General features: G+C 67.3%; 25 protein-coding genes. 14 read left to right on the forward strand and 11 right to left on the reverse strand.

Features of this window, described 5'->3' with window-relative positions; all coding sequences use genetic code 11:
• Positions 1 to 1,184 (reverse strand): MFS transporter (locus tag CWS39_RS03205; protein WP_102141478.1); only part of this gene is annotated, 1,184 nt, incomplete at its 3' end.
• Positions 1,181 to 2,464 (reverse strand): NAD(P)-binding domain-containing protein, encoded by a 1,284-nt coding sequence (locus tag CWS39_RS03210; RefSeq protein WP_233213345.1) that lies wholly within the window; start codon positions 2,462 to 2,464, stop codon positions 1,181 to 1,183. The genes CWS39_RS03210 and CWS39_RS03205, both read right to left, overlap by 4 nt.
• 86 nt (positions 2,465 to 2,550) lie before the next feature.
• Here CWS39_RS03210 and CWS39_RS03215 point away from each other — a divergent pair, with 86 nt between their 5' ends.
• A complete protein-coding gene (locus CWS39_RS03215) occupies positions 2,551 to 2,898 on the forward strand; it encodes an ArsR/SmtB family transcription factor (RefSeq protein WP_102141719.1) in 348 nt (115 codons plus the stop codon).
• Here the strand turns inward: CWS39_RS03215 and mshD are convergent.
• Together mshD and CWS39_RS03225 are read right to left on the reverse strand one after the other, a co-directional pair.
• Positions 2,890 to 3,801, reverse strand: a complete 912-nt coding sequence (gene mshD / locus CWS39_RS03220; protein ID WP_102141480.1) for a mycothiol synthase — start codon at positions 3,799 to 3,801, stop codon at positions 2,890 to 2,892. The two genes, CWS39_RS03215 and mshD, sit on opposite strands and share 9 nt — an antisense overlap.
• Positions 3,798 to 4,577 carry a winged helix-turn-helix transcriptional regulator gene (locus CWS39_RS03225; RefSeq protein ID WP_199177958.1) on the reverse strand — a complete coding sequence of 260 codons (780 nt, stop codon included), beginning with the start codon at positions 4,575 to 4,577 and terminating at the stop codon, positions 3,798 to 3,800. Before CWS39_RS03225 ends, mshD begins: the two co-directional genes overlap by 4 nt.
• Before the next feature lie 185 nt (positions 4,578 to 4,762).
• On the opposite strand from CWS39_RS03225, the gene lmeA reads away from it, so the two are divergent.
• The 9 genes from lmeA to CWS39_RS03275 all read left to right on the forward strand — a co-directional run bounded on the left by lmeA (position 4,763) and on the right by CWS39_RS03275 (position 9,020).
• Positions 4,763 to 5,578 (forward strand): mannan chain length control protein LmeA, encoded by an 816-nt coding sequence (lmeA, locus tag CWS39_RS03230; protein WP_158240317.1) that lies wholly within the window; start codon positions 4,763 to 4,765, stop codon positions 5,576 to 5,578.
• On the forward strand, positions 5,575 to 5,997 hold the full coding sequence (locus CWS39_RS03235) for a thioredoxin family protein (RefSeq protein WP_102141481.1): 423 nt from the start codon (positions 5,575 to 5,577) through the stop codon (positions 5,995 to 5,997). Before lmeA ends, CWS39_RS03235 begins: the two co-directional genes overlap by 4 nt.
• A 5-nt stretch (positions 5,998 to 6,002) precedes the next feature.
• Entirely contained in the window at positions 6,003 to 6,119 is a 117-nt protein-coding gene (locus tag CWS39_RS30240) for an Ms5788A family Cys-rich leader peptide (protein WP_431306077.1), read from the forward strand.
• An 89-nt stretch (positions 6,120 to 6,208) separates the two neighbouring features.
• Positions 6,209 to 6,421 carry a DUF4395 family protein gene (locus CWS39_RS03245; RefSeq protein WP_431306078.1) on the forward strand — a complete coding sequence of 71 codons (213 nt, stop codon included), beginning with the start codon at positions 6,209 to 6,211 and terminating at the stop codon, positions 6,419 to 6,421.
• Entirely contained in the window at positions 6,408 to 7,241 is an 834-nt protein-coding gene (locus CWS39_RS03250) for a sulfurtransferase (protein WP_102141483.1), read from the forward strand. Before CWS39_RS03245 ends, CWS39_RS03250 begins: the two co-directional genes overlap by 14 nt.
• A 1-nt stretch (position 7,242) precedes the next feature.
• Positions 7,243 to 7,545 (forward strand): DUF1416 domain-containing protein, encoded by a 303-nt coding sequence (locus tag CWS39_RS03255; RefSeq protein WP_102141484.1) that lies wholly within the window; start codon positions 7,243 to 7,245, stop codon positions 7,543 to 7,545.
• A gap of 51 nt (positions 7,546 to 7,596) precedes the next feature.
• Entirely contained in the window at positions 7,597 to 7,998 is a 402-nt protein-coding gene (locus tag CWS39_RS03260; RefSeq protein ID WP_102141485.1) for a DUF732 domain-containing protein, read from the forward strand.
• 141 nt (positions 7,999 to 8,139) lie between these two features.
• Positions 8,140 to 8,769, forward strand: coding sequence for a heme-binding beta-barrel domain-containing protein (locus tag CWS39_RS03270; protein WP_102141487.1), 630 nt, complete (start codon positions 8,140 to 8,142; stop codon positions 8,767 to 8,769).
• Positions 8,769 to 9,020: a hypothetical protein gene (locus tag CWS39_RS03275; protein WP_102141488.1), complete on the forward strand. Its 252-nt coding sequence runs from the start codon at positions 8,769 to 8,771 to the stop codon at positions 9,018 to 9,020. The genes CWS39_RS03270 and CWS39_RS03275 overlap by 1 nt, the downstream gene beginning before the upstream one ends.
• Here CWS39_RS03275 and CWS39_RS03280 read toward each other — a convergent pair.
• Together CWS39_RS03280 and CWS39_RS03285 are read right to left on the reverse strand one after the other, a co-directional pair.
• Complete coding sequence (locus tag CWS39_RS03280) at positions 9,017 to 9,868, reverse strand: ABC transporter substrate-binding protein (RefSeq protein WP_102141722.1); 852 nt, start codon at positions 9,866 to 9,868, stop codon at positions 9,017 to 9,019. The genes CWS39_RS03275 and CWS39_RS03280 overlap by 4 nt on opposite strands.
• 264 nt (positions 9,869 to 10,132) lie before the next feature.
• Entirely contained in the window at positions 10,133 to 10,999 is an 867-nt protein-coding gene (locus CWS39_RS03285) for an aminodeoxychorismate lyase (protein WP_102141489.1), read from the reverse strand.
• A gap of 33 nt (positions 11,000 to 11,032) precedes the next feature.
• Between CWS39_RS03285 and ygfZ the strand changes: the two genes are divergently transcribed.
• Positions 11,033 to 12,100 (forward strand): CAF17-like 4Fe-4S cluster assembly/insertion protein YgfZ, encoded by a 1,068-nt coding sequence (gene ygfZ, locus CWS39_RS03290; protein WP_102141490.1) that lies wholly within the window; start codon positions 11,033 to 11,035, stop codon positions 12,098 to 12,100.
• A 133-nt stretch (positions 12,101 to 12,233) separates the two neighbouring features.
• Positions 12,234 to 12,416: a DUF3073 domain-containing protein gene (locus CWS39_RS03295; protein WP_102141491.1), complete on the forward strand. Its 183-nt coding sequence runs from the start codon at positions 12,234 to 12,236 to the stop codon at positions 12,414 to 12,416.
• A gap of 9 nt (positions 12,417 to 12,425) precedes the next feature.
• Here the strand turns inward: CWS39_RS03295 and purM are convergent, their stop codons facing one another.
• From purM to CWS39_RS03310, 3 genes are all read right to left on the reverse strand, one after another.
• Positions 12,426 to 13,499: a phosphoribosylformylglycinamidine cyclo-ligase gene (gene purM / locus CWS39_RS03300; protein ID WP_102141492.1), complete on the reverse strand. Its 1,074-nt coding sequence runs from the start codon at positions 13,497 to 13,499 to the stop codon at positions 12,426 to 12,428.
• Positions 13,500 to 13,544: 45 nt separating this feature from the next.
• Positions 13,545 to 15,068: an amidophosphoribosyltransferase gene (gene purF / locus CWS39_RS03305; RefSeq protein WP_102141493.1), complete on the reverse strand. Its 1,524-nt coding sequence runs from the start codon at positions 15,066 to 15,068 to the stop codon at positions 13,545 to 13,547.
• Positions 15,069 to 15,247: 179 nt separating this feature from the next.
• The gene (locus tag CWS39_RS03310) at positions 15,248 to 15,643 is read right to left on the reverse strand and encodes a sterol carrier family protein (protein WP_102141494.1); all 396 of its coding nucleotides are present in this window, start codon (positions 15,641 to 15,643) and stop codon (positions 15,248 to 15,250) included.
• Between the two features lie 57 nt (positions 15,644 to 15,700).
• On the opposite strand from CWS39_RS03310, the gene CWS39_RS03315 reads away from it, so the two are divergent.
• Positions 15,701 to 16,123, forward strand: coding sequence for a PPOX class F420-dependent oxidoreductase (locus tag CWS39_RS03315; protein WP_102141495.1), 423 nt, complete (start codon positions 15,701 to 15,703; stop codon positions 16,121 to 16,123).
• A gap of 10 nt (positions 16,124 to 16,133) precedes the next feature.
• On the opposite strand, the gene CWS39_RS03320 is transcribed toward CWS39_RS03315, so the two are convergent.
• Positions 16,134 to 17,858 (reverse strand): alpha/beta hydrolase, encoded by a 1,725-nt coding sequence (locus CWS39_RS03320; protein WP_102141496.1) that lies wholly within the window; start codon positions 17,856 to 17,858, stop codon positions 16,134 to 16,136.
• Positions 17,855 to 20,152 (reverse strand): phosphoribosylformylglycinamidine synthase subunit PurL, encoded by a 2,298-nt coding sequence (gene purL / locus CWS39_RS03325; RefSeq protein WP_102141497.1) that lies wholly within the window; start codon positions 20,150 to 20,152, stop codon positions 17,855 to 17,857. Before purL ends, CWS39_RS03320 begins: the two co-directional genes overlap by 4 nt.
• Before the next feature lie 101 nt (positions 20,153 to 20,253).
• On the opposite strand from purL, the gene CWS39_RS03330 reads away from it, so the two are divergent.
• Positions 20,254 to 20,487: a hypothetical protein gene (locus tag CWS39_RS03330; RefSeq protein ID WP_102141498.1), complete on the forward strand. Its 234-nt coding sequence runs from the start codon at positions 20,254 to 20,256 to the stop codon at positions 20,485 to 20,487.

The following is a 20,487-nucleotide window of genomic DNA, read 5'->3' on the forward strand; positions in this document are numbered from 1 at the left end:
CCCACACCGAGGCTCATCCACAGGTTCTGATCATTCCTCCCCAGAGCCAAGAACATCGGGGCGTAGCCGCCAAGAATACTCGCCAGCACGGCCCCCACCCATGGGCCCAGCGCCGTGGCAAGCGTCACCGGCGCGGACAATATGCCGCTGAGGTATCCGTAATGCGTTGCACCCCAATGCTCAGTGACAGCGGTGGCGTGCAGCAGCGTCTTGATCCCGCGGGCCACGCCGGAAAGAATCGCGACGATTACCAACGCCGCCAGCGAAGTGACAACGCCCAACAGGGCCGTCGTGACCGCGACACCAGTGACCACCAACGCTGTCCGCGGCACGATGCTGATACGCCTGACCAAAGTGCCATATGCGAGCCGACCTGCAACCTGACCCGCGCCGCCAAGGCCCAGCGCGATCGCGGCCGCCTCGGTACTGATGCCGCGTTCAGCCATCAGTGGAACCAGGTTCGCAATCACTGCATACGATGCGCACGCCGATAGTGCGAAAGCTGTTGTTAACGCTATGAATTGGCGACTTCGCACGGTGCGAGTCGGTGGCTCCACAGGTTTCGCATTGGATACTATCGGCCATGGTCGACGGAGTCCCAGAAAGTGGACAGGAACCGTGACGACAGCCAACACCGCCGCCAATACGAGATATGTTCCACGCCAGTCAAGTTGGCGCGCCAGCCCGGCGGTGATCGGGGCGAACACGGTGCTGGCCAATCCAGCCACCAAGGTGAGTGTTGTCAAAGCGGTCACGCTGCGCACCCCGAACCAGCGGGTCAATGCAGCGAACGCGGGCGGATACAGTACCGCAGCCATCGCCACCCCGGCCGCGATCCAGGCCCCCGCGAAGCAGCCGATGTTGTGTGCGGTGGCCACGCCGACCAGGGACACGACGGCCAGCCCGGATCCCGCCGTCATAATCCAACGAGGTCCGTGTCGGTCCAGCAATCTGCCCACGCCGATCCCGACCAGCGCAGAGGTGACCAGTCCGGCGGAGAAGGCCGCTGTCACGGCGGGCTGTGACCAGCCGGTCTCTCTGGTTATGGATGGGGAAAGCACGGCGAAGGCGTAGTAGAGAACTCCCCAGCTGGTGATCTCGGTAATGCATAACACCACCAGCACCCGGCGCAACCCGCTGTCGACCGGCAGGCTGCGCCGGGTGCTCGACGATACCGAGGTCATTGCGGAGAGGCGTTGCCAGACAAGGTCAGTTCCGCGTCGGCGGACAGCCCCCCACCGCTGCACACCCCGGTCTCTGGCAGCACCAGCCCGACACGGCGAGCCGAATCGTAATCACCTGCGAGTTCGGCCGCGACACTGCGGACCTGTTCGTATCCGGTCATCGCGAGGAAGGTTGGCGCACGACCGTAGGACTTCATCCCGACCAGGTACAGCCCAGTTTCCGGATGTGCCAATTCCTGTGCGCCATGCGGTGGCACGCTGCCACACGAATGCACATTCGGATCGATTTCCGGTGCGAGTTTGACGGGTGCCTGCAAGACAGGATCAAGGTCGAGCCGCATCTCGGTCAAAAACGACAAGTCGGGCCGAAACCCCGTAAGTGCCACTACATGCTCGGCGGCGGGCAACTGACGGCCATCCTCGGCGACCAGAACTGCGGTGTCGTCGACCAGCCGCACGCCCTCCGTCCGGAAGCCGGTTGCCAGCTCGACCAGCCCGGCGTCGACGGCTTCGCGAGCACGCTGCCCCAGCGCGCCCCGCTGCGGCAGCGCATCGGCCGCACCACCGCCAAATGCGTTGCCCACCTCGCCGCGGCGCATGACCCAGGTAAGCCGGGTGCCCTGATTCCGCTGGGCCACTGCGGCGACTTCGATCACGGCAGTCATCGCTGAATGCCCGCTACCCACAATCACAACATGTTTGCCCGCAAACGCTGCCGCTTGGACCGCCGTCGGCGGCGCGTAGGACAGCACGCCGGCTGTGGCGGCTTCACGCTCACCGATAGCAGGTAATCCGTCTGCACCAACAGGATTGGGCTGATACCACGTCCCTGACGCATCGATAACCGCGCTGACTTCGAATCGTGACTCGGTGCCGTCGCGGTCCATTACGTGGATCACGAAAGGCTGGCCATCGCGGTCGGCGCTGACTAGCCGATCACGGCCGCGCCGCGACACCCCGCTGACACGAGCGCCGTAGTGGATTCGCTCACCTAGCGCTGCGGCCAGCGGCGCAAGGTAGGCGTCTATCCACTGCTGTCCAGTCGGGTACCCGCCTTGTGGCGCCGTCCATCCGGTCGGCGCAAGTAGCCGGGCAGCTGCGGCGTCGACAAGCTCATCCCACGCCGAGAACATTCGCACATGGCCCCACTCGCGCACCGCGGCAGCGGGTTTCATACCCGCTTCCAACACCACTGGCTCGATGTCGCGCTCCAAGAGATGGGCGGCCGCAGCCAGCCCCTGTGGTCCCGCACCAATCACTGCAACAGGCAACCGTGCCACCGTCATCTCCTCATATCGATGTAGTTCAATGTATCGACTATCTTCGATGCATCGACATTTGTCAATGTATGTGCCAGACTTTCTTTATGTCTGGCGCTAGCGAGTTGGCGGAGGACGCCGCGGTGTGTTGTGTTCCGCTGCGGAGCAGCCTCGATCCGGCAGCCGCCGAGCGGCTTGCCCGCGTCTTCAAAGCGTTGGCGGACCCTGCCCGCGTCAGGCTCCTGTCCCTGATCGCCGGAGCGGAGGGGGCCGAGGCGTGCATCTGCGACCTCACCGGGCCGCTCGGGCTCTCGCAGCCCACTGTGTCGCATCATATGAAGCAGCTTGTCGATACAGGACTCGTCACGCGCGAACAACGGGGCAAGTGGGCGTACTACCGCGTCGAGGAAGCGACGCTCGAACGCCTCGGCCAGGCGCTCACGTCCTCAACGTAAGCTGTGTCGAGCAGTCGGCAGTGCGTATGCGGCGTCGACGCCGAACACCTCGAAACCCAACCGCCGGTAGGTCTTTACCGCTGCCGAGTTATCTGCCTCGACGTACAGCATCACCGTCGGTTGTGCGCTTTCCGACAGCCACTGGGCGAGGTGGTGCAACCCGACCAGCGTCAGCGTCGCGCCGAGCGCGCGTCCTTGGGCGGCGGGGTCGACGCCGACGACGTACACCTCGCCGAGGTCGGCGGAATGCACTTTGGTCCAGTGGAAGCCGAGCAGTTTGCCGGTCTCCTCGTCGAGGGCCATGAACAGCCCGTTGGGATCGAACCACGGCTCGCCGCGGCGCTCGACGATATCGGCCGTCGTCCAGCCGCCCTGCTCCGGGTGCCACGCGAATGCGGCGTTGTTCACCCGCAGCAGCTCGGCGTCGTCGGCCGGACCCGAGTACGTCTCTATCACCACGCCGTCGGGCACCGTCACCGGCGGCAGGTCGGTCAGCGGCCGGCGCATTTGCAGCAGCTCCCGCACGACGACCAAGCCAAGGGCCGCCGCCGTGGCCCGCGCCGGTACGAGATCGCCGTGTGCCCAGATGCGCGCCCCGTCGCCACCCTCGGTCAAACCCGTGCGGGCCATCTCCGAGCCGATGCCGCGGCGCCGGTGCTGCGGGTGCACAACGAGTTCGGCCATCGCGGGGCCCTGCTCGCTGGCCGGCGCGAGATTGAGATAGCCGACGACGTCACCGGCGTCGACCGCGAGCAGGTGCTTGGTGTCGTCGCGCGAAAGTTCGCGCAGCACTTGGGAACCGACGGGCGCGACGCCGTCATGGGCGGTGGCGGTGGAGATGAGGTCGCGGATGCGCGTCTGCTCGGTGCCGGACAGACCCGCACGCCAGTCGATACTCGTCACTGAGTCTGTAGCGGGTCGCCAAGCGAATCCGGCACGCTGTCCGGGGTGTCGTACCCGGCGTCGTCGGCGTCGTCGTACTCGGCGTCCGGGGCCGACGGGCGCCCGCGGGCCGGCCGCACCGCCTTGTACCCGACGTTGCGCACGGTGCCGATCAACGACTCGTATTCGGTGCCGAGTTTGGCGCGCAGCCGCCGCACGTGCACGTCGACGGTTCGGGTGCCGCCGAAGAAGTCATAGCCCCATACCTCTTGCAGCAGTTGCGCCCGGGTGAACACCCGGCCGGCGTGCTGCGCGAGGTACTTCAGCAGCTCGAATTCCTTGTAGGTCAGGTCCAGCGGGCGGCCCCGCAGCCGCGCGGTGTAGGTGCCCTCGTCGATGACGAGCTCGCCCAGCGTGATCTTGCCCGCGCTTTCCTGGTTGGCGACGCCACCGCGGCGCCCCACCAGCAGCCTCAGCCGGGCGTCGATCTCGGCGGGGCCGGTGCTGGGCAGCAGGATCTCGTCCAGACCCCATTCGACATTGACGGCGACCAGCCCGCCTTCGTTGACCACGGCCACCACGGGAACCGCCGTGCCGGTGGTGCCCAGCAGGCGACACAGCCCGCGGGCGGCCGCCAGATCGGTGCGGGCGTCGACGATGGCCACGTCCGCGCTACCCGCCTCCAACAGCGACGACACCTCGGTCGGCGCCGATCGCACGTTGTGCGCGAGCAGCGCCAACGACGGCAGCACCGACTCGGGATGTGGGTCGGCGGTCAGTAGCAAAAGATCCAACAGGCCCTCCAGCGCCGGCTGATACATCCCTGGACTTCATCGTCCGGTGACGTCCCAGATCCACGGCTGACACCTGGCCGTTACCGGCCAGCGGTCCTCTAACGATAGCGCGCCACCTGCTGATTAGCCGCGCCGAGGCAACTTGCCCGTTCCCTGGTCGCTGCGCTCCTGCCCTCCGGCGCGGGCAGGTGGGCCAGAATGACCCGGTGCGCAAGCTGCTGATCGGAGTGACGGCGACGGTTCTCGCGACGATTGTCGGTGCCGTCGGCGCCGACTTCGGGGCGGCGATCTACGCCGAATACCGGTGGTCACGAGCCATCCGCAGCGTCGCTGACCTGCACTTCGACCCGCCGGTGGCCATCCTCGGCTTCCCGTTCGTCACCCAGGCGATGCGCCACCGCTACGACGAGGTCGAAATCCGCGCCAACGGCGTCGGCCACCCGATCGTGGGCAAAGTCTCACTGGAAGCCACCCTGCACGGGATCGACCTGACCGATGCATCGTGGCTGCTCCGGCCGGACGCAACGTTGGCCGTCGACAAGGTGGAGAGCCGCATCATCATCGACTCCACGCATCTGGGCCGGTTCATGGACATCCCGGATCTGCTGGTCGAAGCGCCGTCGCGGGAAACCAACGACGCCACCGGCGGGACCACCGAATCCGGTATTTCCAGCAACCGCGGCCTGGTGTTCACCGGCACCCCGAAGGCCGCCGACTACTTCGAGAAGGTCAGCGTCGCGGTCGACCTGTCCATCGCCGGAGAAGATCAGACCACGATGGTGCTCACCGCCACACATGTGCTGACCGGGGCCGGAACGGCCGACCAGCTTGTTCCGCAGGACAAGACGGACGCCGTGCTGGCGGCCTTCAGCACCAGCCTGCCCGGTCAGAAGCTGCCGTTCGGGCTGACGCCGACCAGCGAGGGCGCGCGCGGCTCCGACGTCATCATCGAAGGCATCGCCGAGGGACTAACCATTGCGATGGATGGGTTCCGACAAGCATGAGTTCCTCGGTGGTCGCGGTGATCGCGGTGCTGATCGGGGCCTTCGGCCTGGCGTATGTGGTCGGCAAGCTGCTCACCCTGCGCTCCGGGATGCTGCGCGCCGCGGAAGAGGCGGCCAACGTCGACACCAGCGATCTCGGCCTCTCGGACACCGGGCCGACGATCCTGCACTTCTCCGCGGACTGGTGCGGGCCGTGCGCCGGGGTGCGGCGAGTCGTCGACGAGGTCTGCGCCGAGCTGCCCGGGGCGACGCACGTCGAGATCGACGTGGACGCGAATCCCGAGGCCGCCCGGCGGCTTTCGGTGTTGTCGCTGCCGACCACGCTGATCTTCGACGCCGACGGCCGGCCGCGCTACCGCACCACGGGTGTGCCCAGCGCGGCTGACCTGCGCTCGGCGGTGAAAGCGCTGTTGGCTTGATCACCATGTCATTGGGTAAGCTGTCGGGCGTGTCCGCCCGCCTCGAGCCCATGCTCACCAAGCGCCGCGCAGTCGATCTGTGCCGCGTTGCGGGTTCTTGCTGTTGTTGTTGTAGCTGCTGAGCGCAGCCGCGCGATCTGAGCGCGCTCGCTCCCGAGCAGCCCTTTCGGCTTGCTCATGACCAGCCCATCCACGCAACAGGAGTAGATCTATGCCGAGCAGTACCGACCAGGTGGACGACGGGGTGGTCGGATTCGTCGCGGGGCACCCACTGCTCGGTCTCCTCGCCACCGGTTTGGCGCTGGTGGCAGCGCTTCTCAACGCGGCCTTCGGCATGTGCCTGGGCTGCCGGCTCTACCCGCTCGTCTCGCAACCGTCTCAAATAGCAAGCAACCGAAAGGATTTCGTCAATGGCTCGCTCTGACGTACTCGTCACAGCAGAATGGGCCGAGAGTAATCTCGACGCGCCCAACACCGTCTTCGTCGAAGTGGACGAGGACACCTCCGCCTACGACGGCGGCCACATCGCCGGCGCGGTCAAGCTGGACTGGAAGACCGACCTGCAGGATCCCGTGCGGCGCGACTTCGTCGACGCCGAGCAGTTCTCCAAACTGCTCAGCGAGCGCGGCATCTCCAACGACGACACCGTGATCCTCTACGGCGGCAACAACAACTGGTTCGCCGCCTACGCCTACTGGTACTTCAAGCTCTACGGCCACGAGAAGGTCAAGCTCCTCGACGGCGGCCGCAAGAAGTGGGAGCTCGACGGCCGTCCGCTGTCCACCGAACCGGTGAACCGCCCGGCCACCACGTACACGGCCAAGCAGCCGGACAACAGCATCCGGGCATTCCGCGACGAGGTCATCGCCGCGATCGGCCAGAAGAACCTCGTCGACGTGCGCTCCCCCGACGAGTTCTCCGGCAAGATCCTGGCCCCGGCGCACCTGCCGCAGGAGCAAAGTCAGCGCGCCGGGCATATCCCCAGCGCCATCAACGTTCCGTGGAGCAAGGCCGCGAACGAGGACGGCACGTTCAAGTCCGACGAGGACCTGGCCAAGCTGTACGCCGAGGCCGGCTTGGACGGGCAGAAGGAGACCATCGCGTACTGCCGCATCGGTGAGCGTTCGTCGCACACCTGGTTCGTACTGCGTGAGCTTCTCGGACACCAGAACGTGAAGAACTACGACGGCAGTTGGACCGAATACGGCTCCCTGGTGGGGGTCCCGATCGAGTTGGGAAGTTGATATGTGCTCTGCACCGAAGCAAGGACTGACGTTGCCTGCCAGCGTTGACCTCGAAAAGGAGACGGTGATCACCGGCCGCGTGGTCGACGGCTCCGGCCAGGCGGTCGGCGGCGCGTTCGTGCGGCTGCTGGACGCCTCCGACGAGTTCACCGCCGAGGTCGTCGCATCGGCCACCGGTGACTTCCGGTTCTTCGCCGCACCGGGGACGTGGACGCTGCGCGCGCTGTCGAAGGTCGGCAACGGCGACGCCACCATCGCCCCGTCCGGCGCGGGCATCCACGAGGTCGACGTCAAGGTCGCCTAGCGGCATCCTGGCTGTCAAAACGCTGCGGGCTTTGCCGTTGCGGCGAATGATGTGGTGATCTCCCGCGCCGCTGTGGCGCGGGACCACCACGAACAGGACCGGCCGATGAAGGTCCATCTTCTCCCCGCCGTCGCGTCCGCATTCGCCCTCGTTGCTCTGGCCAGCGCTCCGGTGGCGTCCGCCGATCCGGATCAGAACTTCCTCGCCACCCTTGAGCAGGGCGGCTTCACCTGGCCCGACGATGCGGCCGCGCAGGCGCTGGTCGACCTCGGGCGTGGCGTGTGCCAGGAACTCGCGACGGGCGCTCGGGTAGGCGACATGATCGCGCAGGGTGCAGCGGAAACCGGTTGGTCGCAGACCCAAGTCGGGTTCTTCATCGGCGCGGCGACAAACCAGTTCTGCCCCGAACAGGCGGGCAGGGTGATGGAAGATACGGAGGGGCTCGGCGGCTAGACTCGTCGCCGTGGTGCTGTTCTTCGAGATCCTGCTGATCGCGGCCGTCGTGGTCATCACGTGGTTCGCGCTGTACGCGCTGTACCGGCTCATCACTGACGAGTCGTGAGTTCCGGCGGGCAGGAGCGAAGCGACCCGGGAATGACATCCGGCGACGAGGCCGTCGCAGCAGCAGCCGAACGAGCCAAGACGACCGCCGCCCGCAATATCCCTGTGTTCCAAGATCTTCCGCTGCCGGCCGACACCGCCAATCTGCGGCAGGGCGCCGACCTCGACGATTCGCTGCTGGCCCTGCTCCCCCTGGTCGGGGTGTGGCGCGGCGAGGGTGAGGGCCGCGGCGCGCACGGCGACTACCGTTTCGGCCAGCAGATCATCGTCTCCCACGACGGGGGCGACTACCTGAACTGGGAAGCCCGTTCATGGCGGCTGACCGAAACCGGCGAATACGAATCCCCCGGTCTGCGCGAGACGGGCTTCTGGCGGTTCGTCAACGACCCCAACGATCCGACCGAATCGCAGGCCATCGAATTGCTGCTCGCTCATTCCGCCGGCTACGTGGAGCTGTTCTACGGCCGTCCACGTAACCAGTCCTCGTGGGAGTTGGTCACCGACGCGCTGGCGCGCAGCAAGTCCGGGATGCTGGTCGGCGGCGCCAAACGGCTGTACGGCATCGTCGAGGGCGGCGATCTGGCCTATGTCGAGGAACGAGTCGACGCCGACGGCGGTCTGGTACCGCATCTGTCGGCCCGGTTGTCGAGGTTCGTCGGCTGATGCGGGCGCGTATAGCGGTGGCGGTCGCGGCTGTCGGGTTGGTTGCCGCGTGCTCGTCGAACAACGAACCGCCGCAGCAGTCGCCGACCCCGGACGCCCCGACCGGCCACGGCGGATTAGCGGCGTGCCTCGCCGAGCATGGCGTGCCGGCCGCCCCCAGCGCTGCAGGCCCACCGCCGGGTGTCGACGCAGACACGTGGCAGAAGGCCATGCAGGCGTGCTCGACGCTGGCACCGGGCCCGGCCGGTTAGGTCAACACCGGCGCCCTGCCGGCGTCGGTCAGCCACCGCTGCTTGAGCCGATCCAAGGTGCCGTCGGCCTGCAGCTCCTCGATCGCCCAGGACACGCAACGGGTTAGCGGGCTGTCCTTGGCCAGCACGATCCCCAATTGCTCGACATCGCCTGCCGCAGCGGGCAATTGGCCCACCATCATTCCGTCGCTCAATTCGCCGGCAACCGCGAAGGCGGTGGGCAGATCCGCCACGAGCGCGTCGATCTCACCCTTGTCCAACGCCAGCTTGGCGTCGCCGTTGGTTTCGTAGACCTCCACCGGCACAATGCCGTCGACCGCGGTGGCCGCGGTGTAGCTGGTGGTGCTCACCTGCACGCCGAGACGCAGCGACTTCAGCTCCTCGATCGTGCGCACGCCGGCCGCCGGTGAACCCTTTACGGTGACGACGGCCTGCGTAACATCGAGATACGGCGCGGAGAAGTCGACGGCAGCCTTGCGCTGCTCGGTGATCGAGAACTCAGAAAGGTTGGCGTCGAACGTCTTTGGCCCCGGGGCCAGCGCGGCGTTGAACGGCACTCGCACCCACCTCACCTCGTCACCGGTGTACCCGAACTTGCCGGCCACCGCGTAGGCGAGCGCGGCTTCGAAACCCTCGCCGTTGGAAGGGTTGTCGCCGATATACCACGGCGGATACACGGGTTGGTCGGTGCCGAAGGTGAAGATGCCGCGGTACTGCGTCTCCAACGCATCCCTGGCGCAACGCTGGGCCGTCGGCGGTGGCGGAGTGGCAGCGGGGGCCGCGCACGCCATCGGCGCCGCCAAGGTGGTCACACACACCACCGCGGCGAACCTGGCCCCGTTGCCCATCGTGGGCATCATCGCGCAATCGGCCAGAGGACACCAGGGCCCAGAGATGGGGCGGCCCCCGAGCCGTAGTACCTGGTTGGACAGACCGAGGGGCTCGGGGGCCGGGTGACTGCGGGGAATTCGCCAGCGCAAGCAGGTGATTCCTCGCCTGATGCTGCTAGCGGGCAGCCACCTCACAAGTCCATAAGTCAATCAATTTGTCGGACCACCTCCTTCCCTGTGTACGAGCGACCGTACCCGCGCACCGGCGCGCCGACAAGCGAATTACCGGTCGCTGATGATGGCCGCGTCGACCAGCTCGGCGAATTCGGCCGCCATCGGCGCCCGCCGCAACGGTTTACCGTCCAGCGTGTGCACCCGGGCCGCCAACGTGATGCTGGACACCAGCCAAACTCCTTGCGCAGCAAGCAGATCCGCGGGGCGCAGCGCTCGGTAGTCGCAGTCGTAGCCCTTGCTGCGGGCCACGTCGAACAAGGCCTGCTGGGTGGTGCCCCGCAGGATCGGATACCACGGCGGCGGGGTCAGGAGTTGTCCGTCGAGGGCGATCACCACCGTCGACCGGGGTCCTTCCAGGACGAAGCCGTCGGAACTGACGAAAACGACGTCGCCGGCACCGTGCCGCTCGGCGTGCCGCAACGCGGCCATGTTCACCGCATACGACAGCGTTTTCGCGCCCGCCAACAGCCAGGGCATGTCGGCGGTGCCGTCGGACGCAAGCCCGCGGGCAAGCGTCAGCGCCGCCAGCCCGTCGCGGCGCACCGCGGCCACCCGCGCGGGCAGCGCGCCGATCATCGCGTAGCCCGTCGGCGCCGACCCGCCCTCCCGACCCCGGGTGTAGATCAGCCGCAGCACGCCTTCGTCGCCGCCTTCGTCGACCCATTGCCGTGCCGCGGCCGCCACCGCCTCCCGCCACCGCGGCAGATCGGGGGCGGGCAGATCGGTCATCCGCGCCGACTGGGTGAGCCGCGTCAAATGCGCTTCGAGCAGGCAGGGTCGGCCGTCGCGGACCAGCAACGATTCGAAGACGCCGTCACCACGGACCGCGGCCAGATCGTCGGCGTGCAACAGCGGCGCTTGCGGGTCGCGGAGTTCCCCGTCGAGCGTGACGACGACAGCGGGTTGGCCGGCCATGGGCAATCAGCGTAGCGCCGTAAAGTTGGTGCTATGGCAGCAGTTCCCGCACCCGATACCGGGCCAGACGCCGGCGCCGTGTGGCATTACGGCGATCCCCTCGGCGAACAGCGGGCCGCTGCCGACGGGGCGGTGGTGGTAAATCGCTCGCACCGGGCGGCGCTCGCGCTGACCGGAAGTGAGCGGCGGGCGTGGCTGCACAGCATCTCCACCCAGCACGTCAGCGAGCTGCCCGACGGCGCCGTCACGGAGAATTTGAGCCTCGACGGGCAGGGCCGTGTCGAAGATCACTGGATCCAGACGCAGATCGACGGCATCACGTACCTGGACACCGAGCCGTGGCGTGGCGAACCGCTGCTGGAGTACCTGCGCAAGATGGTGTTCTGGTCCGATGTGGTGGTCGAGCCCGCCGAGCTGGCCGTGTTGTCGATGCTCGGGCCCCGGCTGGCCGACCCCGCAATTCTCGACGTCCTGGGTGTGGGCTCGCCGCCGGCGGAATCCACTGCGGTAGCGCTGCCCGGAGGCGGGTTCGTACGCCGGCTGGCGGCCGCCGAGATGGACGTGGTTGTCCCGCGCGAGCAGGCCGAAGACATGCGAACACGGCTGACGACGGCCGGCGTGCGTCCCGCCGGGGTGTGGGCGTACGAGGCGCATCGGGTCGCGGCGCTGCGGCCGCGGTTGGGCGTGGACACCGACGAACGCACGATCCCGCACGAGGTGGGCTGGGTCGGGTCGGCGGTACACCTGGACAAGGGCTGCTATCGCGGCCAGGAAACGGTCGCGCGGGTGCATAACCTGGGCAAACCGCCGCGGATGACGGTGCTGCTGCACCTGGACGGCTCGACGGACCGGCCGGCGACGGGCGATCCGGTGCTGGCCGGTGGGCGGGCGGTCGGGCGCCTGGGCACCGTCGTCGACCACGTTGACCTCGGTCCGATCGCTCTGGCGCTGCTCAAGCGGGGGCTGCCCACCGACACCGCGTTGACCACCGGCGGCGAGGCGGAGGTCGCGGCGAGCATCGACGCCGACTCCATCCCGCCCGACACGGGCACCGGCGCGGGCCGGTTGGCGGTCGAACGGCTGCGCGGCGGAACGCGGTGAGACGGCGGCCACGCTGGGGGCTGCCAGCGCATGGCCGACGGGCACGGTAAAGTGTTGGCAGGACAATAAAGACACACAGATCGGAGCCGCCTGCTTGTTGGGCCGCTCCGTTATTGCGCGAGGGGGTTCCCCCATGGGCCGCGGCCGGGCGAAGGCAAAGCAGACCAAGGTTGCTCGTGAGCTCAAGTACAGCTCACCGCAGACCGATTTCGAGCGGCTTCAGCGCGAGCTGTCGGGCGCTACCGACGACATCAATGGTTCGGACGGATTTGCCGATGACGGCGAATACGTCGACGACGACGACTGGCGCCGCTGACCCGTCGCCTCAGAACCGTGGGTGCTGACCCACGAGTCGAGCGCGCGGCCCGTCCTTGCCGCCCTTCTTGATCGTGCCCAGCGTCCAGCAGTTCAGATGCCGGGCGGTCAGAATCGCCAACGCGCGGTCGGTGTCCTCGGGGGCCACCACGGCCACCATGCCGACCCCCATGTTGAACGTCTTCTCCATCTCGTCGCGGTGGATGCGGCCGCGCTGGGCGATCATCTGAAACACCGGGGCGGGTGTCCAGGTGCCGCGGTCCAGCTCGGCGGTCAGGCCGTGCGGGATGACGCGGTCCAGGTTGCCGGCCAGCCCCCCGCCGGTGACATGGCAGAAGGTGCGCACCTGGGTCTCGGCGGCCAGCGCCAGACAGTCCTTGGCGTAGATGCGGGTGGGCTCGAGTAGCTCCTCGCCGAGAGTGCGGCCGAACTCTTCGACGTGGCCGGCCAGGTTCATCCGGTCGATCTCCAGCAGCACCTTGCGGGCCAGCGAGTAGCCGTTGGAGTGCAGTCCGGTCGAGGCCATCGCGATGATCACGTCGCCGGGTTTGACCCGGTCGGGGCCGAGCACGTCGTCGGCCTCGACGATGCCCACACCGGTGGCCGAGATGTCGTAGTGGTCGGGCGCCATCAGCCCGGGGTGCTCGGCGGTTTCGCCGCCGAGCAGCGCGCAGCCGGCGATGACGCAGCCGTTGGCGATGCCCGAGACGAGTTCGCTGACGCGCTGCGGGACAGTCCGGCCGACGGCGATGTAGTCCTGCAGAAACAGCGGCTCGGCACCGCACACCACCAGGTCGTCGACGACCATCGCGACGAGGTCCAGCCCGACGGTGTCATGCTTGTCCATCGCCTGGGCCACCGCCAGCTTGGTGCCCACCCCGTCCGTCGACGCCGCCAGCACCGGTTCGCGATAGCCGCCCCGCAGCGCGAACAATCCCGCGAATCCGCCGAGCCCGCCGCGCACTTCCGGTCTGGTTGCCTTCTTGGCCAGTGGTTTGAAGAGTTCGACTGCGCGGTCGCCGGCTTCGATATCCACTCCGGCCGATGCGTAAGAAATGCCGTGTTGTTCGGCGCGATCGGTCATCGCGACCAAGGCTACCGTTCAGCGCCACGCCACGGTATGCGCCTGTCAGGGACGCCGCAGCGCGGAGACGTTGTCGTTGTCGGGCTGCACCGGGATGCCGGTGCGTGCGGCAGTGGCCAGCATGTGCTCGATGACGTTCTTGCCCAGCGCCGTTTCGCCGGGCAGCTCGATCGGATAGTTGCCGTCGAAGCAGGCGGTGCACAGCCGCGACGCCGGCTGCTCGGTGGCCGCGATCATGCCCTGCTGGGAGATGTAGCCCAGGGTGTCAGCGCCGATGGCGTGACGCACGGCTTCGAGCATCTCGTCTTCGTGCTCGACGGCGTTGGCGATGAGCTCGGCCGGGGTGGCGAAGTCGATGCCGTAGAAGCAGGGCCACTTCACGGGCGGGGACGCGATGCGCACGTGCACCTCGACGGCGCCGGCTTCGCGCAGCATCCGGATCAGCGCGCGCTGGGTGTTGCCGCGCACGATGGAGTCATCGACGACGATCAGCCGCTTACCGCGGATGACTTCCTTGAGCGGGTTGAGCTTGAGTCGAATACCCAATTGCCGAATCGTTTGCGACGGCTGGATGAAGGTGCGTCCGACGTAGGCGTTTTTGGTCAGGCCCTGTCCGTAGGGGATGCCGGACTCCTGGGCGTAGCCCACCGCGGCCGGGGTGCCCGACTCCGGGACACCGATCACGAGGTCGGCGTCGACGGGCCGTTCGCGCGCGAGCCGGCGGCCGATCTCGACGCGCGCCTTGTGCACCGAGCGGCCGGCGATCGTGCTGTCGGGCCGCGCGAGGTAGACGTACTCGAAGACGCAGCCCTTGGGTTCGGGGTTGGCGAAGCGCGTGGAGCGCACCCCGTCGGCGTCGATGGCCAGCAACTCACCGGGTTCGATGTCGCGGACGAACGACGCGCCGACGATATCCAGCGCCGCCGTCTCGGAGGCGACGACCCAGCCGCGATCGAGCCTGCCCAACGACAGGGGCCGCACGCCGTACGGGTCGCGGGCGGCGTACAGCGTGTTCTCGTCCATGAAGGTGATGCAGAACGCGCCGCGCACGGTGGGCAGCAGCTCCAGCGCGGCCTGTTCGAGCGTCGCGTCGGCCGCCCCGTGGGCGAGCAGCGCGCCCAGAATGTCGGAGTCGGTGGTGGCCGTCGGCGCCTCGCGGTTGTTGATCAGCCCGGCTTCGCGGGCGCGAGCGGCCAGTTCGGTGGTGTTGACCAGGTTGCCGTTGTGGCCCAGCGCGACACCGGTGCCCGCGGCGGTGTTGCGGAATACCGGCTGCGCGTTCTCCCACGTGGTGGAGCCGGTTGTGGAGTAGCGGCAGTGCCCGATGGCGACGTGGCCCTCCATCGCGGCGAGAGTTTGCTCATCGAAAACCTGGCTGACCAGGCCGAGGTCCTTGAACACCAGGACCTGCGAACCGTCCGCGACGGCGATGCCCGCGGCTTCCTGGCCGCGATGCTGCAGCGCATAGAGGCCGTAGTACGTGAGTTTGGCAACCTCTTCGCCCGGCGCCCAGACTCCGAATACGCCGCACTCCTCGCGGGGTTCGGTCTCGGTCTGCTGGCCGGTCACGATAGGGCTGCTCCCAGGGCGCGGTTGGTGACGACGTCAGTCTACGGGCATCACGGGACATTCACGGAATCGCGCGGCCCGTGTGCCTCGGCGTATGTGGGCCGCGTCTCAATTGCGGGCGCCGTGTTCTCCGCGAGACTGTCGTTACCGCGACCTTTCTCGAGTGACGGCCTCGGTAACTACAGTCTCGCGGAATCGATCTTCACCAGCGGCAGCCACTGCGCGATTTCGCCGGCCCGCGACCCGGAGAGTTGGAGCGCCCCGCTCACCTTCGCGTCGTCAAGGCGCTGTAGGCCCGTGGCCAACAGCAACCAGGTGCGCGGATCCGTCTCCACCACGTTGGGTGGATTGCCGCGGGTATGCCTCGGGCCCGAAATGCATTGCACTGCAACGAATGTCGGTATCCGCACCTCAACGCTGGAGCCCGGGGCCAGGGCGGCCAGGGTCCGCGCGGTCAAACGAACCGCCTCGGCGAGTTGCGCGCGCGCCGGCGCTGGTTGGGTTTGGTCTCGCAGCCAGTCGGCGACGGCGGCCACGGCGGCACGCGTCTTCGCCGGATCAGCGGTACGGGCCATGGCTTCAGGATCTCAAACCGTTGACATGAACATTTGTTGAGGTTCTACGGTGGCGCCATGACGTTCAAACCGCACGAGATCGCCTTCCTGCGTGAGGCCGAGCTGGGCCGGCTGGCCACCATTCAGCGCGACGGCACACCGCAGAACAGTCCGGTCGGGTTCGCTTACAACGAACAGCTGGGCACCATCGACATCGCCGGCTACCGGATGTCGAAAAGCCAGAAGTTCCGCAACATCGCACACAACAACCGGGTGGCGTGCGTCGTCGACGACATCGTCTCGCGCAATCCGTGGCGGGTGCGCTGCCTGGAGATTCGCGGCACCGCCGAACAGGCCCAGATCCCACCGTCAATCGGAGGAGCGGGCGACCAGCTGGACACCGCGATCATCCGCATCACGCCGCGGCGGATCATCAGCTTCGGCATCGACGACACCGAAACCGAACCGCATCAACTGGTCCCGGACATCCGCGACGTGTAGCCCTATTGCGCTAATACTCGGGCCCGTCGTTTGATGCGGACTTGTTCAACGCGATTCGGATCCGCTCGGTGTCATCCGGGGTCCAACCGTCCGGCGGGGCGACGGCCGCCCAACCGTCCAGCACCGAGTCGCCGTAGTTGTGCCCGTGTCCGCCCGGCACGCTGGCGGCGTTGGTCATATCGGCGCTGACTTGCCAGAACGTCACGATCGGATACCAGCGCATCGACGCCGTGCGGTCGCGGCCGGGCGGTTCCTCCAGCCAATCCGGCTGGGAGAACAGCAGATCGGGCGACCACCAGATGATCGGGTCCGACGGGTGTTGCAGGAACAGCACCCGAGTGCCCTCCCACGGCGGCGCGGTGTCGCGGGCGATCTCCTCGGCGTCGGTGGCCTGCGAGAACCGCACGGTGCGGCCGTTGTCGTAGCGCGGCTCGACTTCCGGCGTGCCCGGATCGCGCCGCACGGTCAGGCCCCGCCACAGCGGGCTGGCGTTCGGCGGGCCGACCCACAGCACCGACGAGAATCCCATCCGGGCGATGTCGGGCAGCCAGCTGAATGCGCCCTGCCCCGCCATCGACCCCAGGCTCTCGCCGTAGAGCACCAACTTGGGTCGCCGGTCGGGCGGCAATTGCTCCCAGCGGGCGTGGATGGCGTTGATCATCAGCCGACCGGATTCCATCGACTTCTTCTGATCGCCCAGAAACGAAATCCAGCTCGGCAGATAGGAATACTGCATGCCGACGAGCGCGGTGTCGCCGTTGTACATCATCTCCAGCGACCTCGCCGCCACCGGATTGATCCATCCGGTCCCCGTGGTGGGGATGATCACCAACAGCTTGCGATCGAACGCGCCCGTGCGCTCGAGCTCGCTGAGCACCACCGCCATCCGCGCCTCATCCGTGTCGGCGGTCTGCAGGCCCGCGTAGACGCGGATGGGCTCTTTGGCCGGTGCCCCGTTGAGTTCGGTCAGCTCCTCGACATCAGGACCGGTGGCGACGAAGTTGCGCCCTTGGAAGCCCAACGTGTCCCATTCCGCGAACGACATTGGGCTACCGGATCTTTCGGCTTCCATCGGCTGCGTGATGCCGGCACGGGTGGTGCTGTTCTGCGGCTGAAAAACCCGGCTCGCGCCGGCCAGGAAGCCACGCACCAGCACGCCGTTGATCAAGGTGATCGCCAGCACCACGATGATCGCGGTGCCGATGAACAGCGCGACCTCGTCGTGCAGACGCCATCGCCTGATGAAATACCTTGCCAGGGTTTTGATCACGTCGAGCAGCACGCGTGCGGTGCCCACCAGCGTGCCGCCGACAAGCAGCGCAATGACCAGCGTGCGCAGGTAACCCAGCGTCGCCGGGCCTTCGATGCCCATCAACGCCGACACCTGTCGCTGCCACGCGGCTGCGGGAATCAGCATCAGCACGCAGGCTGCCGCCGAACCCGCCACTGTGACGGCCTTCAGTGCGTACAGCACTCGCTTGGGCGGCGGCCACCATTCGCGACGCCGTAACACAAAGCGGTGCAGCATCTTTGAGGTAAATACGCCGATGCCGTAACCGATGCCGGCGTTTATTCCACCGATCAGGCCTTGGAACAGCCAGTCACGCGGCAACAGTGACGGCGTCAGTGACAGACAGAAGAACAGTGCACCGAATGCAACACCGACGAAGTCGAGTCGAACCAGGCTCCACGCCCAAACGTATAACGGATGTCCTTCGTGGGTGGCCGCGCTCACCCGAACAACCCGGGAAGCACGCCCTCCGACGTGCTGCGCAGGTCCTCCAATGACACCGTGAAAAGTCCTTGCACTTCTACCGCGTTGCTCGCTTGGTCCACCACACCGATTCGGGTGGCCGGCAGTCCGCGGGCCTCACACATCGCGCGGAATCTGCTCTCTTCGGTGCGTGGCACGGCGACCAGGGCGCGGCCCGCGGATTCGGAGAAGAGCATGACGAACGGATCGGCGCCTTCGGGAAGCACGAGGCGACAACCGGTTTCACCCGCCAACGCCGATTCCACCACGGCCTGGATCAGTCCACCTTCGGAGAGGTCGTGCGCGGCCGAGACCAGCCCGTCACGCGACGCCGCGGCGAGCACGTCGGCGAGTAACTTCTCGCGCGCGAGGTCGACCCGCGGCGGCAGGCCGCCGAGATGGTCGGCGGTGACCTGCGCCCAGACCGACCCGTCGAATTCATCACGGGTGTCGCCGAGCAACATGAGCGTCTCACCGGGTTCGGTGCCAAGGCCGGTGGGGATGCGCCGCTTCACGTCATCGATGACGCCGAGCACGCCGACCACCGGCGTGGGCAGGATCGCGGTGGTGCCGGTCTGGTTGTAGAAGCTGACGTTGCCACCGGTGACCGGAATGCCAAGCGTCGCACAGCCGTCCGCCAGCCCGCGGACCGCCTGGGAGAACTGCCACATGACCCCGGGGTCTTCCGGCGAGCCGAAGTTCAGGCAGTTGGTGACGGCCACGGGAGTGGCGCCGGTGACCGCGACGTTGCGGTACGCCTCGGCGAGCGCGAGCTGCGCACCGGTGTACGGGTCGAGCGCGGTGTAGCGGCCCGACGCGTCGGTAGACACCGCGATGCCGCGGCCGGTTTCCTCGTCGACGCGCAGCACGCCGCCGTCGGCGTGTTCGGCCAGCACGGTGTTGCCGCGCACGTAGCGGTCGTATTGCTCGGTGATGAATGCGCGGCTGCACAGGTGCGGACTGCCCAGCAGCGCAAGCAAAGTCGCCTTTAGCTCGTCGCCGGCTTTCGGCCGTGGCAGCTTGGCCGACGTGTCGGCGTTCAACGCGTCCTGGGACTCGGGGCGGGCGACGGGCCGCTCGTACACCGGGCCTTCGTGGGCGACGGTGCGCGGCGGCACGTCGACGACGGTCTCCCCGTGCCAGGTGATGTGCAACCGGTCGCCGTCGGTGACCTCACCGATGACTGTGGCCAGCACCTCCCACTTGCGGCACACCTCGAGAAACTTCTCGACGTTCTCCGGTGCCACCACCGCGCACATGCGCTCCTGCGATTCGCTCGACAGCACTTCTGCCGGAGTCATATTGGCGGCGCGCAGCGGCACCTTGTCTAGTTCGATGTGCATACCGCCGTCGCCAGCAGACGCCAGTTCCGATGTGGCGCAGGATAATCCGGCTCCGCCGAGATCCTGGATGCCGACCACTAGGCCGGCCGCATACAGCTCCAGGCAACACTCGATGAGCACCTTCTCCATGAACGGGTCGCCGACCTGCACGCTGGGCAGCTTCTTGCGACCGGGTCCGGAGCCTTCGTCGCCGCCGAAGGTTTCGCTGGCCAGCACGGACACGCCCCCGATGCCGTCCAGCCCAGTACGTGCGCCGAACAAAATGATCTTATTGCCCGTGCCCGACGCGAACGCCAGGTGCAGATCCTCCTTGCGCAGCACGCCGACGCACAACGCGTTCACCAACGGATTGCCGGCATACGACGGATCGAACACCGTTTCACCGCCGATGTTGGGCAGCCCCAACGAATTCCCGTAGCCGCCGATGCCGCGCACCACACCGTCGAGCACCCGGCGGGTGTCGGGCGCGTCGGCGGCCCCGAACCGCAGCTGATCCATCACCGCGACCGGACGGGCGCCCATCGCCATGATGTCGCGCACGATGCCGCCGACACCGGTGGCCGCGCCCTGATACGGCTCGACATACGACGGGTGGTTGTGCGATTCGACCTTGAAGGTGACCGCCCAGCCGTCGCCGATGTCGACGACGCCGGCGTTCTCCCCGATCCCGGCCAGCATGGTTTCACGCATCTTCTCGGTGGTGGTCTCGCCGAAGTAGCGCAGGTGCACCTTGGAGGATTTGTAGGAGCAGTGCTCGCTCCACATCACCGAATACATCGCCAGCTCGGCGTCGGTGGGGCGACGGCCGAGGATGTCGCGGATGCGCTGGTATTCGTCGTCCTTGAGGCCGAGTTCGCGGAACGGTTGCGGCTGGTCAGGGGTGGCGGCGGCGCGTTCAACGGTATCGACCTCATGGGTCAGCCCGGACGTCACGCAGACAGTTTAGTTTGGGTCCCGCCCCGCTGCGTTTCGACACCGGAACACGCGGGTAGGCGATCGGTGTCACGCAATCACGACCTGAGGGAAGGTGACACGTGAGCACGACAGCCGAATCCGGCCATGTGACCGGGACCAAGGACAAGAACTACGACCTGATCTGGTACCTCGAGCAGTGCCTCGAGAACGCGCTACGTCTCGAGACCTACATCGACGACGCCGAACGCGACGGCGACAACGAGGTGGTGGAGCTCTTCCGCAAGGCGCAGGCCGACAGCCGCAAGGGCGCCGAATTGGCCAAGCAGCTGTTGGCACAGCGGATCACCAAGTAG

Source organism: Mycobacterium hubeiense (assembly GCF_002838065.1).
In the GTDB taxonomy this organism is placed as follows: Bacteria; Actinomycetota; Actinomycetes; order Mycobacteriales; family Mycobacteriaceae; genus Mycobacterium; species Mycobacterium hubeiense.

Bases quoted from the DNA above. Each gene is read 5' to 3' on its own strand.
- CWS39_RS03215 (WP_102141719.1), top strand. From the start codon at position 2,551: ATGTCTGGCGCTAGCGAGTTGGCGGAGGACGCCGCGGTGTGTTGTGTT.
- CWS39_RS03235 (WP_102141481.1), top strand. From the start codon at position 5,575: ATGAGTTCCTCGGTGGTCGCGGTGATCGCGGTGCTGATCGGGGCCTTC.
- CWS39_RS30240 (WP_431306077.1), top strand. From the start codon at position 6,003: ATGTCATTGGGTAAGCTGTCGGGCGTGTCCGCCCGCCTCGAGCCCATG.
- CWS39_RS03245 (WP_431306078.1), top strand. From the start codon at position 6,209: ATGCCGAGCAGTACCGACCAGGTGGACGACGGGGTGGTCGGATTCGTC.
- CWS39_RS03250 (WP_102141483.1), top strand. From the start codon at position 6,408: ATGGCTCGCTCTGACGTACTCGTCACAGCAGAATGGGCCGAGAGTAAT.
- CWS39_RS03255 (WP_102141484.1), top strand. From the start codon at position 7,243: ATGTGCTCTGCACCGAAGCAAGGACTGACGTTGCCTGCCAGCGTTGAC.
- CWS39_RS03270 (WP_102141487.1), top strand. From the start codon at position 8,140: ATGACATCCGGCGACGAGGCCGTCGCAGCAGCAGCCGAACGAGCCAAG.
- CWS39_RS03275 (WP_102141488.1), top strand. From the start codon at position 8,769: ATGCGGGCGCGTATAGCGGTGGCGGTCGCGGCTGTCGGGTTGGTTGCC.
- CWS39_RS03280 (WP_102141722.1), bottom strand. From the start codon at position 9,868: ATGGGCAACGGGGCCAGGTTCGCCGCGGTGGTGTGTGTGACCACCTTG.
- CWS39_RS03285 (WP_102141489.1), bottom strand. From the start codon at position 10,999: ATGGCCGGCCAACCCGCTGTCGTCGTCACGCTCGACGGGGAACTCCGC.
- ygfZ (WP_102141490.1), top strand. From the start codon at position 11,033: ATGGCAGCAGTTCCCGCACCCGATACCGGGCCAGACGCCGGCGCCGTG.
- CWS39_RS03295 (WP_102141491.1), top strand. From the start codon at position 12,234: ATGGGCCGCGGCCGGGCGAAGGCAAAGCAGACCAAGGTTGCTCGTGAG.
- purM (WP_102141492.1), bottom strand. From the start codon at position 13,499: ATGACCGATCGCGCCGAACAACACGGCATTTCTTACGCATCGGCCGGA.
- CWS39_RS03310 (WP_102141494.1), bottom strand. From the start codon at position 15,643: ATGGCCCGTACCGCTGATCCGGCGAAGACGCGTGCCGCCGTGGCCGCC.
- CWS39_RS03315 (WP_102141495.1), top strand. From the start codon at position 15,701: ATGACGTTCAAACCGCACGAGATCGCCTTCCTGCGTGAGGCCGAGCTG.